This window comes from Saccharothrix longispora, assembly GCF_031455225.1.
Classification (GTDB): Bacteria; Actinomycetota; Actinomycetes; order Mycobacteriales; family Pseudonocardiaceae; genus Actinosynnema; species Actinosynnema longispora.
Genome location: NZ_JAVDSG010000001.1, coordinates 2,588,658 through 2,602,647 on the forward strand (window position 1 = coordinate 2,588,658; position 13,990 = coordinate 2,602,647).

Consider the following 13,990-nt stretch of genomic DNA (forward strand, 5'->3'; position numbering starts at 1 on the left):
CCACCGAGTCTCCTGCTAATCCGCATCAGCACGAAGGAGAACAGGTGCCCAGACCGAGGCAGTCGGACATCGCCAAGCTCGCCGGCGTGTCGCAGGCGACCGTGTCGGTCGTGCTCGGCGGCAACCGCTCGGGCCTGCGGATGGCCGAGCGGACCCGGCTGCGGGTCCTCGCCGCCGCCGAGCAGCTCGGCTACGTGCCCGACCCCGTCGCGACCAGGCTGGCGTCGCGCCACAACAGCCTGCTCGGCGTCTACACGTTCAAGCGCACCTTCCCCACCAACGTGGCCGACTCGTACTACCCGATCCTGGTCGGCGTCGAGGAGGAGGCCGCGGCGCTGGGGCAGGACCTGGTCCTGTTCACCGGCGCCCGCGACCACGACGCGGCCGAGCTGCGGCGCACCCGCATCGCCGACGGCTGCCTGTTCTTCGGCCGGCACGTCCCGGCCGACGCGGTCGCGCCGCTGGTCGCCGACGGGTTCCCGCTGGTCTACATCGGGCGCCGCGACGAGCCGGGCATCCCGTACGTGGGCGCGGACTACGTGACGGCGTCGGCGGCGGTCGTGCGGCGGCTGGTCGGTCTCGGCCACCGCGAGATCCGCTACCTGCGCGAACCGGACGAGGCGCCGTCGTCGGCCGACCGCGAGCGCGGTGTGCTGGACGCGGCCCGCGAGGCCGGGCTCGACGTCGGGGTGGTGCGGACGGACGGCCCCGCACCCGTGCGGCGGTGGGTCGAGCAGGGCGTCACGGCCGTCGTGGTCGAGGAGACCGACACCTCGGCCGCGTACCTGTCGGTGCGGCGGGCGGTCGAGCAGGCGGGCTTGTCGGTGCCGCACGACCTGTCGCTGGCGGTGCTGGGGCAGCCGCCGGACGAGGACCCGGCCGTCACCGGCTTCCAGGTGCCCCGCTACGAGATGGGCCGCGCCGCGGTGCGGCTGCTCGTGGACCTGGTGACCGGCGTGGTCACCCCCGATTCCCCGCAGGCGCACCGCCTGCTGCCGTGCACACCCGTGCCCGGTCGCAGCGTGGGCGCCCCGAACACCGCGAACAGGCAGGGCACATGACTTCCCGGTACCCGACCGAACTGCGCACCGAGATCCTCGTCGTCGGTGGCGGACTGGGGGGTGTGGCCGCCGCGCTGGCCGCCTCCCGCGCCGGGCACCGCGTGGTGCTGACCGAGGAGACCGACTGGCTCGGCGGCCAGCTCACCGCCCAGGCCGTGCCGCCGGACGAGCACCCGTGGGTGGAGCGGTTCGGCGTGACCGCCTCCTACCGGGAGCTGCGCGAGGGCATCCGCGACTACTACCGGCGGCACTACCCGCTGCGCGCGGAGGCCCTGCGGCTGACCGAGCTCAACCCCGGCGCGGGCCGGGTCAGCAAGCTGTGCCACGAGCCGCGCGTCGCGCTGGCGGTCATCGAGTCGATGCTCGCGCCGCACCGCAGCTCCGGGCGGCTGACCGTGCTGCACCACCACCGGCCGGTGGCGGCCGACGTGACCGGCGACCGGGTCGACGCGGTGGCGCTGGAGGGGCCGGACGGGCGCGTGGTCGTGTCGTTCGACTACGTCCTGGACGCCACAGAGAACGGCGACCTGCTGCCGCTGGCGGGCGTGGAGTTCGCGGTCGGCGCGGAGTCGCGCGACGAGTTCGACGAGCCGCACGCCCCCGAGGTGGCCGACCCGGCGAACCTCCAGGGCATCACCTACTGCTTCGCCCTGTCCCACCACGAGGGCGAGGACCACACGATCGAGCGGCCCGAGATGTACGACTTCTGGCGCTCCTACCGGCCGGACTTCTGGCCGGGACCGCTGCTCGGCCTCCTCGCCCCGGACCCGCGCACCCTCGAACCGGTCGAGCGGACGTTCCGCCCGAACCCGGAGGGCGACCCGCTGGCGGTCAGCGCCGACCAGAGCGCCGACGCGGGCGACAAGGAGCTGTGGGGCTTCCGCCGCATCCTGGCCCGCGGCTTGCACCGGCCGGGCGCGTTCGACTCGGACATCACGCTGGTGAACTGGCCGCTCAACGACTACTGGCTGAAACCGGCCCTCGCCGTGGGGGACGAGGCGGCCGGCGACGCCGGGGACGGCGCCGTGGAGCGCGCCCACTTCGAGGCGAAGCAGCTGTCGCTGTCGGTCCTGCACTGGCTCCAGACCGAGGTGGGCTTCCCCGGCCTGAAGCTGCGCCACGACGTGACCGGCACGGCCGACGGCCTGGCCAAGTCCGCCTACGTGCGCGAGTCGCGGCGCATCAAGGCCGTCACCACGGTCACCGAGCGGGACGTGTCGCTCGACCTGCTCGGGCCGCACGGCCGCAAGTCCCACCCGGACTCGGTGGGCGTCGGCGGCTACCGCATCGACCTGCACCCCTCGACCGGCGGCGACACCTACATCGACGTCGCCAGCACGCCGTTCGAGATCCCGCTGGGCGCGCTGCTGCCGCGCCGGGTGGAGAACCTGCTGCCCGCCGGCAAGAACATCGGCACCACGCACATCACCAACGGCTGCTACCGGCTGCACCCCGTGGAGTGGAACGCGGGCGAGGTCGCCGGCCACCTGGCGGCGCACGCGCTGCGCACCGGCACGACGCCGCGCGCCGTGCGCGAGGACCACTACGACGACTTCGCCCGGGTGCTCGACCGGGCCGGCGTGCAGCGCCACTGGCCCGACGTGAGGGGGTACTGATGCCCGGCATCCGCATCGGGATCGACGTGGGCGGCACGTTCACCGACGCGGTGGCCGTGGACGCGACGACGTTCGAGCTGCTGGGCAAGGTGAAGGTGCCGACCAGCCACGACCACGCGGACGGCGTGGCGCACGGCATCCTGGCGGCGCTGGAGAAGCTGCGCGCGGAGACCGGGGTGGGCGCCGAGGACGTGTCGTTCCTGGCGCACGGCACCACGCAGGCCACGAACGCCCTGCTGGAGGGCGACGTCGCGGTGGTGGGCATCGCGGGCGTCGGCACCGGCTTCGACGCGTGGGCCACCGGCCGGCTGCGGTCGCTGCGCAAGCTGGAGCTCGCACCCGGCCGACCGCTGCCGATCCGGTACGCGGCCGTGCGCGACCCGGCGGACTGCGACCGCGCCCTGGCCGGGTTGCGCGACGCGGGCGCCGAGGTCGTGGTGGCGGTGGAGCCGTTCAGCGTGGACGACCCGGCCGGGGAGCGCGCGGTGGTCGACCGGTCGCGCTCGCTGGGCCTGCCCGCGACCGCGACCAGCGACATCACCGGCCTGTACGGGCTGGCCAAGCGCGCCCGGACGGCCGTGCTCAACGCCGGGATCATGCCGCGGATGGTGGAGACCGCGGACCTGGTGGACCGCAGCGTCGCGGCGGCGGGGATCACCGCGCCGCTGATGGTGATGCGCGGCGACGGCGGCGTGATGTCCGTGGCCGAGATGCGCAAGAGGCCGCTGCTGACCGCGCTGTCCGGCCCGGCGGCCGGGGTGGCGGGCGCGCTGATGGGGGACCGGCTCAGCGAGGGGGTCTTCCTGGAGACCGGCGGCACGTCCACCGACATCAGCGTGGTCCGGCGCGGCAAGGTTCAGGTGCGGCACGCGCGGCTCGGCGGGCGCGAGACGTACCTGCCCGCGCTGGACGTGCGCACGGTCGGCGTCGGCGGCGGGTCGCTGGTCCGCGCCTCGCGGCACGAGGTGGTGGACGTCGGCCCGCGCAGCGCCCACATCGCCGGTCTGCCCTACGCGTGCTTCGCGGCGCCGGGCGCGCTGGACGGCGCGGTGCTCGTGCACCTGTCGCCACGACCGGACGACCCGGCCGACTACGTGGCGCTGGAGGCGCCCGACGGGCGGCGGTTCGCGCTGACCACCACGTGCGCGGCCAACGCCCTGGACGTGGTGCCCGCGGACAGCTACGCCAAGGCCGACACCGGTGTCGCGCGCGCGGCCGTGGAGGTGCTCGCGGAGGCGTTGGGCTCGTCCGTGGAGGAGACCGCGCGGATCGTGCTGCGCAAGGCGGTCGGGCCCGTGCTGGCGGTGGTGGACGAGCTGGTCGAGGCGTACGGGCTCGACCGCGGGGCGGTGACGCTGGTCGGCGGTGGCGGGGGAGCGGCGGCCGTGACCCCGTTCCTGGGGGCGGAGTCCTCGCTGGACTGGCGGATCGCCGCGCACAGCGAGGTGATCAGCCCGCTCGGCGCGGCGCTGGCGCTGGTGCGGGAGTCGGTGGAGCGGATCGTGCCGAACCCGTCGCACGCCGACGTGCTGGCCGTCCGCGCCGAGGCCGAGGCGGCGGTGGTCGCGCAGGGCGCGGACCCGGCCGGGGTGGACGTGGACGTGACCGTCGACCCCCAGCGCAACCTGATCCGCGCGGTCGCCACGGGCGCGACCGAGCTGCGGGCCAAGGACCGGGGCGGCGAGGTGTCCGAGGACGACGTCCGCGCGGCGGTGGCCCGGTCGCTGGGCGTCGCGCCCGGGGAGCCGGAGGAGATCACGGCGACCGCGCACCACGCCGTGTGGGGCGCGCTGGTGCGGCGGCCGGGGCTGCTCGGGCGGCTGGTGAAGCCGGTGCGGCGCGTCCGCGTGGTGGACCGCGAGGGCGTGGTGCGGCTGCACGGCACGGGCGCGCACGTGGCGTCCACGACGGTCGGCGCGGCCGGGCAGGTGCTCGCCGCGCTGGTGGACGAGCACACCTCGCACGGCGACGGCGGCTCGCGCGCGCCGGCGTTGACGCTGCTGGTGGGGCCGAAGATCGCGGACCTGTCGGGTGTGCTGGACCGCGACCAGCTGGTGGCGCTGATCGGCGCGGAGCTGTCCTCGCGGACGCCGGAGGAGCCGGTGGTGGCGATCGTGGAGGAGCGGCGATGACCCGTTCGGATGAGGAGTTGGCCGTCGGTCTCCTCGCGGCGACCCCGACGCACGAGGATCGGGCACCGGAACTGCTGCTCAGGTGGGCTCGGGTGGCCCTCGCCTACGGCGACGAACTGGTACCACTGGTCCCTATTACTTCAGTGTTGACCAAAGATGCACGTGGTGGGGTGACCGACCGGCAGGTCACGCTCGCCGAGTACAACCGCCGCACCGACGTGGTGACCGTGTACCGGGACAGCGTGGAGCTGCTCGCCTCGCTCAGTGGCGAGGACCCGGCCGCGCTGCGCACCGCCGCCGTGGCGCACGAGGTCGTGCACCGCCACCTGCACGGGCCGCCGGCGCGTGAGCTGAGGCGCAGGCTGGACCACTGCGCGTTGCGCGTCGGACGGCTGCGCGTGCGCGGCCACGTCGCCGGTGCCGACGAGGTCGTCGCGCACCGGTTCGCCCACCGGGTCGGCGGCCTGCGCCGCTCGCCCCTCTCGTTGACCGCGTTGCTCGCGGACTCGCTCGTCGTGCAAGGAGGCTGATCGATGGGGATCGCCATTCTGGTGGTGATGGCCGTGGGAGTGGTGCTGATGCTCACGCGCGTGCTGCCGACCGCGTTCGCGCTGGGGTTGATGGCCGTGGTGATCGCGGCGGTGGCCGGTGCGCCGTGGGTGGGGAAGGAGGGCAGCATCACGGGGACGGTGCTGCAGACCGGGTCGGCGCTGCTGGCGGCGACCATGGTGGCGGTGCTGCTGGGGTCGTGGCTGGGCACGTTGATGGCCGAGACGGGGATCGCGGCGACGCTGGTGCGCAAGATCGTCGAGTTCGGCGGTGAGCGGCCGGCGGTGGTGGCGCTGGGCGTGTACGTGGTGGCGGTGCTGTGCGGGAGCATCACGGGGTCGGCGCCGGCGGCGATGCTGGCCGGTGTGGTGGGCATTCCGGCGATGATCGCGGTGGGCGTGCCGCCGGTGGTGGCGGGCGGGACCGTGCTGATGGGGTTGGCGACGGGGTTGCCGGTCGAGTTGATCGGGTGGCAGTTCCTGGCCGACGCGGTGGGGCTGCCGCTGGAGCAGGTGCGGTCGTTCCAGTTGAAGGTGTTCCCCATCGCGCTGGTGGTGGGGGTGACCTACGTGCTGGTGGAGACGCGGCGGCGGGGTGCGCGGCACGCGTGGGCGGTGCGGGCCCCGTCGGCGGCGCCCGCGTCGAAGCGGGTGCGGCGGGGTGACGCGCCGTGGTTCTCGTTGGTGGCGCCGCTGCTGCCGATCGTGCTGGCGCTGGGGTTCGAGTTGCCGATCGTGCCGTCGTTGTTGGTGGGGGTGGTGTTCGCGCTGGTGACGTCGACGCGGCCGGGGCGGTGGGGTGAGACGGCGATGCGGTCGCTGTACCGGGCGTTCGACGTGGCGGCGGCGCCGTTGGTGCTGTTCGTGGCGATCGGGATGTTGTTGTCGGCGGTGCGGTTGCCGGGTGCGGTGGGCGCGTTGCGGCCGATCATCTCGGCGGTGAGCCCGTCGGGGCCGGTGTTGTTCGTGGTGGTGTTCGCGGTGCTGGTGCCGTTGTGCCTGTACCGGGGGCCGTTGAACGTGTACGGGTTGGGCGCGGGGGTGGCGGGTGTGCTGGCGTCGGGTGGGGTGTACCCGGTGCCGGCGGTGCTGGGGTTGATGTCGTCGTACGGGCAGGTGTTGTGCGTGTCGGACCCGACGTCGACGCAGACGGTGTGGAGCGCGCAGTACGCGGGGGTGCGGCCGGAGCGGGTGATGGCGTCGACGTTGCCGTACACGTGGGTGATGGCGGTGGGGGTGTTGGTGTTGACGTCGGTGTTGTTCGTGGCGTGAGGGTGCGTCAACAGTTCGTCGGTTGGTCAACAATGTTCGGTGATCATTCACTCTGAAGTGTTGTTTTTCGTGCGATCCTGCCCGAGTGCGGCCACCCTGCGACGCCGCACTCGGGGAGGAGACACCCATCGTGCGATACAAATCCCTGCTGCATCCCCTTGCCTTTGTCGTGTCCGTCGCGGTGGTCGCCACCGCGCTGCTGATCCCGAGCGCCGCGGCCGGTGCCGCGCCGATCACGGTCGCCCAGGCGATCGGTCAGCAGAACGGCGCGTCGGCGACCGTGCGCGGTTACGTGGTGGGGCAGCCGACCGCCACCAGCACCGTGGTGCGGTCCGGTTTCCCGTCCGACTACGCGCTGGCCCTGGCGGATTCGCCGGGGCAGACCGCCACCGGTCAGATGCTGTACGTGCAGATCACGTCGTCGTTCCGCGCCCAGTGGGGGTTGAGGACGAACCCGTCGCTGCTGGGGCGGCAGTTGGACGTGACCGGTCCGCTGGGCGCGTACTTCTCGCACCCCGGGCTGACGTCGCCGACGGCGTTCGCGTTCGCGGGGGCGTCGCCGCCGCCGACGACGACGGTCCGGCCGACGACGACGGTCCGGCCGACGACGACGGTCCGGCCGACGACCACGGTCCGGCCGACGACCACGGTCCGGCCGACGACCACGACGTCCGCTCCCGGTGGCGGCTACGACGAGACCTATTACCGGGCCGCGGTCGGCAAGTCCGGGACGGCGCTGAAGACGGCGCTCAACGGGATCGTCAGGAACCAGACCAAGCTGGGCTACGACCAGGTGTGGGAGGCGTTGAAGGTCACCGACCAGGACCCGGCCAACAGCGCCAACGTGATCCTGCTGTACTCGGGGCGGTCCCAGGCCAAGACGACCAACGGCGGCAACGCGAACGACTGGAACCGGGAGCACGTCTGGGCCAAGTCGCACGGTGACTTCGGCACGGCGACCGGGCCGGGCACCGACGTGCACCACCTGCGGCCGGAGGACGTGTCGGTCAACGCGAACCGGGGCAACAAGGACTTCGACACGGGTGGTTCGGCGGCGGGCGAGGCGCCGGGCAACTACACCGACGCCGACTCGTGGGAGCCGCGCGACGCGGTGAAGGGTGACGTGGCGCGGATGCTGTTCTACATGGCGGTGCGCTATGAGGGCGGTGACGGCTGGCCGGACCTGGAGATGAACAACGCCGTGAACAACGGGACCGCGCCGTACCACGGTCGTCTGTCGGTGCTGCTCCAGTGGAATGCCCTGGACCCGCCGGACGCGTTCGAGAAGCGGCGCAACCAGGTGATCTACGAGAGCTTCCAGCACAACCGCAATCCGTTCGTCGACCACCCGGAGTGGGCGACGTCGATCTGGGGTTGAGCCGTTTCGCGGTCCGCCCGGTCCTCGCTGCGCGGGGGCCGGGCGGACCTGTTCCTCCGGTGTTCGCCTGGTCGAGTGGCGGGGTTCAGAGGTCGGTGCAGGCGGTGATCAGGGCGTTGTGCACGGTGGTGACGTCGGTCGGCAGGGTGCGCCAGTTGCTGAACGCGGCCCGCAGCGCCGGTTGTCCTTTGTGGACGGTAGTGGCGAGGAAGGTGTCGCCCGTGGCGGCGATGCGGCGCGCGGCTTCGGCGACGCGTTCCCGGGTGGGGTCGTGGGTGAGGGTGAAGCAGACGACGTTGAGGAGGACGGGGGAGAGCAGGCGCAGGGCGGGGGTCCGGGCGATGCGGTCGCCCAGGTCGTGCGCCAGGGCGGTGCAGCGCTCGACGACGTCGCGGTGGCCGTCGCGTCCGTAGGCGGTGAGGGTGAACCAGGTGGCCAGGGCGCGCAGGCGGCGCGAGTTCTCCGGGGTCAGGTGGACGAAGTCCGGGTTGTCGGTGGGCTGTCCGAGGTAGGGGGCCGCGTTGCGGAAGACCTTCAGCTGGAGGTCGCGGCGGCGGGTGAACTGGACGGCCGAGTCGTAGGGGACGTTGAGCCACTTGTGCAGGTCGACGCACACCGAGTCGGCTTCGGCGAGGCCGTCGACCAGGTGTGCGTGCCGTGGTGACAGGGCGGCGAACCCGCCGAACGCGGCGTCGACGTGCAGCCAGAACTTCTTCCGCGACCGCAGGTCCACCAGTGCGCGCAGGTCGTCGAAGTCGACCGTGTCGACCGTGCCCGCGTTCGCCACGACGATCGCGGGCGTGCCGTCGAGCTCGTCGGCCAACCGGTCGACGTCGATCGCCTCGCGACCGGGCAGGGTGGGCACCGGGCGCAGGCTGTCGCGGCCCAGGCCGAGCACCGACAGCGCCTTGGACACGCTGGAGTGCGCGGCTCCCGAGTGCACGCGCACCGGTCCGAGCGCGCCGACGCCCTCGTCGGCCACCGACACCCCGAGCTGTTCGCCGAGCCACTCGCGGGCCACGGCGAGGCCGACGAGGTTGGACGTGGTCGCCCCGCTGACGAACGCGCCCGAGTGCTCCTCGCCCAACCCGAACAGGGCGGCGAGCCACCGCACGGTCTCGCGTTCCAGGTCGGGGGCCGACGAGCCGTCCGAGGCGGCCGGGTTCTGGTCGAACGCCGAGGTCAGCCAGTCGCCCGCGATCGAGGCGGGGGTGCTGCCGCCGGTGACGAACCCGAGGTAGCGGGGACCGGCGGCGGCCGAGAAGCCCGGTGCCCACCGCCGGTCGAACAGGTCCAGCGCGCCCGTGAAGCCGATGCCCGCCTCGGGCAGCGGGGACGGTGCGACCGGCGCGGCCCGTACGACCGGGCGCGTGGGCAGACCGGTCAGCACCGACGCGGCGTAGCGGCTCGTCGTGTCCAGCAGGTCGGGCAGGTCGGCCAGGTCGTCCAGCACGGTGGCTCCAGTCGCGGGGAGGGGCGGGCGACGAGGACCCTAGGCGTGGCCGGCCGGCTGTGTCCCGGTCCACTTCGCCGAAACCGGACACCTACCGCATCGCCGACCAGGCGATGACCAGCGGCACGGGATCGAGGAGGACGACGGCGGACGGGACCGATCCCGCGATCACACCGGTCCGCTGCGGGATGACGGTGGTCGTCGTGTCCAGGTCGTGCTCCGCGTGGCGCAGTCGGCCCGTCGGACCCGCCGGCCCGCGCGATCGGTTTCGGCCCGGCGGCTCGGCGGAGGGTGTTGTCGCGGCGCCACCGGGCGGTGGTCGGTGGAATTCGCGCGGCGCGCACCAATGCGCGAACTCGTCGACCGCGCCCATTCATCCCGAAAAGCGGGTCACCGCAACCGGGCCGCCACCCGGCCGGGTGTCGATTCACCCCGTGCTGCGGGCACGACGGGCTCCGCGCAGATGTTCTTGGCAACCGACAGCAACTGCACCACGTCGGTGGCGAACGCGAACCCGCGCGCGTGCTGGTCGCCGGAACCGTGGAACAGCCGGTAGGCGCGGATCACCCATTCGGTCATCGCGTCGTCCCGCATGATCTCGTGTGCGCGGTGCCCGTTCACGAGCACCGTGAGCTGCGCGTGGTCGTCCTCGTCGCTGACCGCGAAGTGCCCGACCGCGCTGCCCCGCTCGAACTCCACGGTGATCCGCCGCTCCCGCACCGGCGAGGTCAGGTCCGAGCTGATCTCCGTGCGCACCCCGCTGTTGTGCCGCAGCCCGATCCGCGCCCCGCCCATGCGGGGCACCACCACGTCGTCCACGACCAGGTCGAACCCGGCCGCGTGGGTGACCCGGGCGCTGCCCGCCAGCCGCAGCGCCAGGCCCACGCCGTGCGGCAGCTCCACGTCGAACGCCGTCGACTGGTCCGGCACGGACAGCGTCCGGCGGAACCGCGGCTTGTTCAGCTCCATCGACACCGACCGCGGCTCGCCCATCGACCCGCCGCGCACCAGGCCCACCAGTCGCTCGGCGAGCACGCTGGTCAGCCACGGCTCGGCCACCGCGACCCGGAGGCCGTGGCGGCGGCGCAGCCGGATGACCCGCGCGAGGTCGTCGGTGTCCGCGGCCAGCGGCTTCTCCACGACCACGTTGCGGAACCCGCGTTCGGCCAGCTCCGCGACCACCTCGGCGCGCACCGCCGGCGGTGTGCACACGTGCGCCACCGCGTCACCGGGGTCGAGCAGCGCGGCGGCCTCCGCGAGGCTGCCGACCACCGTCACGCCGGGCAGTTCGGTGAGCGGTCGGCGGGGGTCGCACGCCACCACCGGCCGGTCGTCGAACAGTTGCCGGACCGAGGCTCGTGCCCTGGCCAGCGCCGGGAGGTGCAGTTCCGCACCGGCCCGGCCCAGACCCACGACGAGTGTGCGCACCAGATGAGCCCCGTCTTGTCTCGAAGGCACCGTGAATAGCGATCCAATTGATCCGGTCCGACGTTGTCCCAATCGTGCCCGGACTGTCAACACGCATCCGGCGAGTTGACCAGGAAGAGTGAACTGCCCGGTGTGCGGAGGCCCCGCAGGTCACCTGCCATACGCTCGGCCCGGAACGACGACCGCGGAGGTGAGTGCGCTGACCGTTCCATTCTTCCCGCAATCGGCACCATTTCCCGACGCGCCCGCCGATAAGCGCGGGGCGCATTGTCGGGCCACGCGAGAACGGGGGAGGTCCGCGTGACGGCCCAGATCACCCGCGGGGCCCCGGCGCGCGCCGCCGTCCCGTGGGCCGGGCCGGTGGACCTGCCGCTGGCGGGCGAACTCGACGTCCAGGCCGCCTGCGGCCTCATGCACGTCCACGGCCGCCGCTTCGGCCGCCCCACGCCCCTCGGCCTGGACTACGCCTCCGTGGTCGCCGCCGAGCTCGCCGCCACCGGCACCGCCGCGACCGGCCTCGGGCACCTGCGCGGGCTGCCCCGGCGCGTCGCGCGCACCTCCGTCGCGCAGGCCGCGCTGCTCGCCGTCTCGCCCTACCTGGCCGCCGCCACCGCCGACGACCCCGAGGGCCCGTTCCACGTCGGCGGCCCCCCGTTCGTGTCGGCCGACGGCGTCGCGTTCGAGGTCGTGACCACGGACGCCGACGCGTGGTGCCGCTTCTGGACCGCCGCGGGCGTCGCCCGGGACACCGCCCGCGACGCCTGGCGCCCCTATGCCGCCCGTCACGCCACCGCCACCTGCCCGCTCCCGCCCGGCCTCACCGCCGTCGCCGCCCGCACCCCCGTCGAGTTCCTCGAACGCACCGCGACCACCGTCCGCGTGCCCCTGGTCCGCGTGTCCCACCGGACCGTGGACCGCGTTCCGCCGCACGACCTGCGCCCCCACGCGGCTCCCGCGCCGCACCCCCTGCGTCCCGCGACCGACGGCCTGCCGCTGTCCGGCCTCGTGGTGCTCGAATCGTGCACCCGCCTGCACGGCTCCCTCGCCGGCCAGCTCCTGCGGCACCTGGGCGCCACCGTCATCCGCGTCGAACCGCCCGGCGGCGACCCCCGCCGCGACGCCGCGCCCCGCGCCGCGGGCGTGTCCGCCCACTTCCACGCCCTCAACCGCGGCAAGCGCTCGGTCGGCGTCGACCCGGCCACGGTCGCCGGCCGCCGCGAACTGCTGGACCTGGTCGCCGCCGTCGACGTCCTGCTGCACGACTGGTCGCCCGCCGTCGCGCCCCTGCGCCCCCGTGACGCCGCCCGCGTCCACCCCGGCCTGGTCCAGGCCCACGCCGCCACCCACCTCGACGCCCCGCCGCACGCCGCCGGCGAGTCCGCCGCCCAGGCCCGCGCGGGCGTCCCCGGCTCCCTCGTGACGATCGTCGAGACCTACGGCGCCGTCGTCTGCGCCCACGGCGTGGTCGACGCCCTGACCCGCCGCGCCACGAGCGGCGCCGGCCACACCCTCACCGCGCCCCTGCTGGGCGCGGCCTCCCGCCTGAACAGCCGCGCCGCCCGCCGGGACACCGCCCCGCGCACCGCCGAGGTCTGCACGGACCTCGCCGCCCTCGCCCGCGACGACCGCTTCGCCCGCGCCCTCACCCGCGACGGCTGCGTCGTGCCCACCTCGCCGTGGGAGTTCACGTGACGGAACCCCGACGGCCTCACGCCCGGGGCCACGACGTGCCGATCACCGAGTCGGAGCTCTCGCCGCCTCCGGAGGTGTCCGGTGACGGCCGAGGTCGGGACCGGCCTCGCGGAGTGTCGCGGACGTGCTGGAACTCGCCCGTCGGGTGTCGCCCGACCGTGGGGCAGAATCCGGTGGGTGAGCACCAACTGGGCAGGCAACGTCACGTTCTCCGCCACCCGCACCGAGCACCCCGGCTCGGTCGACGAGGTCCGCCGGCTCGTGGCCGGCGCGACGACCGCGCGCGCCGTCGGCACGGGCCACTCGTTCAGCCGGATCGCCGACACCACCGGCACGCAGGTCGCGCTCGACGCCATGCCCGAGGTGTTCGAGGTCGGCGACCGGGCCGTCCGGGCCGACGCCGGCATGCGGCTGGCGCGCCTCGCCGAGTTGTTGCAGGCCAGGGGACTGGCGCTGCCCGCCATGCCGTCGCTGCCGCACATCTCGATCGCCGGCGCGACCGCCACCGCCACGCACGGGTCCGGCGACGACGTCCCGTCGCTGGCGAGCCTGGTGCGGCGGGTGGAACTCGTCACCGCCGAGGGGGAAACGGTCACCTTCGCCCGGGGCGAGGAGGGCTTCGACGGGGCCGTGGTGGCCTTCGGCGCCCTGGGCGTGGTCACGCACGTGGAGCTGGAGGTGGTCGACACCTTCGACGTCGAGCAGCGCGTGTACGACGACGTGCCCCTCGACGCGCTGGTGGAGGACTTCGACGCGATCTTCGGCAGCGCCTACAGCGTCAGCGCCTTCACCGACTGGCACGGCCGGGCGCGGGTGTTCGCCAAGCACCGGGCGGGCGACGAGCGCAGGCCCCTGCGGGTGGGGCGGGACGCGCCCGAGGCCCGGCACCCCGTGGAGGGGCAGCCGCCGCACCGCTGCACCGCGCAGTTCGGCGTGCCCGGACCGTGGCACGAGAGGTTGCCGCACTTCCGGGCCGACTTCCTGCCCAGCGTCGGCGAGGAGTTGCAGGCGGAGTACTTCGTCCCGCGCGAGCACGCCGGGCAGGCGCTGCGCGCGCTCGAAGGGCTGCGCGACGAGCTGGCGCCGTTCCTGCTGACCTCCGAGATCAGGACGGTCGCCGCGGACACCCAGTGGATGAGCATGGTGCACGACCGGCCCAGCGCGGCGTTCCACTTCACCTGGCGGCCCGACGAGGTCGGCGTGCGGGCGGTGCTGCGCCGCGTGGAGGAGGCGCTGCTGCCCTTCGACCCCCGGCCCCACTGGGGCAAGGTCACCGAGCTGCCGGACGTGGCCGGCCGGTACCCGCGCGCACGGGATTTCGCCGAGTTGTGCGCACGGCTCGACCCGACCGGGAAGTTCCGCGACAACACCCGCGACGGGCGCTTTACCGGATAAGCGCGCGGCGGTGGT

Annotated in this window: 10 protein-coding genes; 8 read left to right on the forward strand and 2 right to left on the reverse strand. The window is 74.0% G+C overall.

Going from position 1 to position 13,990, the window contains the following annotated elements:
• Positions 1 to 44 precede the first annotated feature (44 nt).
• The 6 genes from J2S66_RS10405 (at position 45) to J2S66_RS37130 (ending at position 8,007) form a co-directional block, all read left to right on the forward strand.
• A complete protein-coding gene (locus J2S66_RS10405; protein ID WP_310306666.1) occupies positions 45 to 1,061 on the forward strand; it encodes a LacI family DNA-binding transcriptional regulator in 1,017 nt (338 codons plus the stop codon).
• Positions 1,058 to 2,677, forward strand: coding sequence for an FAD-dependent oxidoreductase (locus J2S66_RS10410; RefSeq protein ID WP_310306668.1), 1,620 nt, complete (start codon positions 1,058 to 1,060; stop codon positions 2,675 to 2,677). Before J2S66_RS10405 ends, J2S66_RS10410 begins: the two co-directional genes overlap by 4 nt.
• The gene (locus J2S66_RS10415; RefSeq protein ID WP_310306670.1) at positions 2,677 to 4,809 is read left to right on the forward strand and encodes a hydantoinase/oxoprolinase family protein; all 2,133 of its coding nucleotides are present in this window, start codon (positions 2,677 to 2,679) and stop codon (positions 4,807 to 4,809) included. The genes J2S66_RS10410 and J2S66_RS10415 overlap by 1 nt, the downstream gene beginning before the upstream one ends.
• Positions 4,806 to 5,339 (forward strand): hypothetical protein, encoded by a 534-nt coding sequence (locus J2S66_RS10420; protein ID WP_310306672.1) that lies wholly within the window; start codon positions 4,806 to 4,808, stop codon positions 5,337 to 5,339. Before J2S66_RS10415 ends, J2S66_RS10420 begins: the two co-directional genes overlap by 4 nt.
• Positions 5,340 to 5,342: 3 nt before the next feature.
• Positions 5,343 to 6,629 (forward strand): transporter, encoded by a 1,287-nt coding sequence (locus J2S66_RS10425; RefSeq protein ID WP_310306674.1) that lies wholly within the window; start codon positions 5,343 to 5,345, stop codon positions 6,627 to 6,629.
• Positions 6,630 to 6,759: 130 nt separating this feature from the next.
• Positions 6,760 to 8,007: an endonuclease gene (locus J2S66_RS37130; protein ID WP_374726074.1), complete on the forward strand. Its 1,248-nt coding sequence runs from the start codon at positions 6,760 to 6,762 to the stop codon at positions 8,005 to 8,007.
• An 85-nt stretch (positions 8,008 to 8,092) separates the two neighbouring features.
• Here J2S66_RS37130 and J2S66_RS10440 read toward each other — a convergent pair whose 3' ends face one another.
• Both J2S66_RS10440 and J2S66_RS10445 read right to left on the reverse strand, forming a co-directional pair.
• Positions 8,093 to 9,460 (reverse strand): pyridoxal phosphate-dependent decarboxylase family protein, encoded by a 1,368-nt coding sequence (locus tag J2S66_RS10440; protein WP_310306676.1) that lies wholly within the window; start codon positions 9,458 to 9,460, stop codon positions 8,093 to 8,095.
• A 390-nt stretch (positions 9,461 to 9,850) separates the two neighbouring features.
• Positions 9,851 to 10,888, reverse strand: coding sequence for a Gfo/Idh/MocA family protein (locus J2S66_RS10445; protein WP_310306678.1), 1,038 nt, complete (start codon positions 10,886 to 10,888; stop codon positions 9,851 to 9,853).
• A gap of 300 nt (positions 10,889 to 11,188) precedes the next feature.
• On the opposite strand from J2S66_RS10445, the gene J2S66_RS10450 reads away from it, so the two are divergent.
• Positions 11,189 to 12,580 (forward strand): CoA transferase, encoded by a 1,392-nt coding sequence (locus J2S66_RS10450; RefSeq protein WP_310306680.1) that lies wholly within the window; start codon positions 11,189 to 11,191, stop codon positions 12,578 to 12,580.
• Positions 12,581 to 12,757: 177 nt separating this feature from the next.
• The gene (locus J2S66_RS10455) at positions 12,758 to 13,975 is read left to right on the forward strand and encodes an FAD-binding protein (protein WP_310306682.1); all 1,218 of its coding nucleotides are present in this window, start codon (positions 12,758 to 12,760) and stop codon (positions 13,973 to 13,975) included.
• Positions 13,976 to 13,990 lie beyond the last annotated feature (15 nt).

Excerpts from the sequence above, each read along its gene's own strand:
- J2S66_RS10410 (WP_310306668.1), top strand. The coding sequence starts at position 1,058 with ATGACTTCCCGGTACCCGACCGAACTGCGCACCGAGATCCTCGTCGTC.
- J2S66_RS10415 (WP_310306670.1), top strand. The coding sequence starts at position 2,677 with ATGCCCGGCATCCGCATCGGGATCGACGTGGGCGGCACGTTCACCGAC.
- J2S66_RS10420 (WP_310306672.1), top strand. The coding sequence starts at position 4,806 with ATGACCCGTTCGGATGAGGAGTTGGCCGTCGGTCTCCTCGCGGCGACC.
- J2S66_RS10425 (WP_310306674.1), top strand. The coding sequence starts at position 5,343 with ATGGGGATCGCCATTCTGGTGGTGATGGCCGTGGGAGTGGTGCTGATG.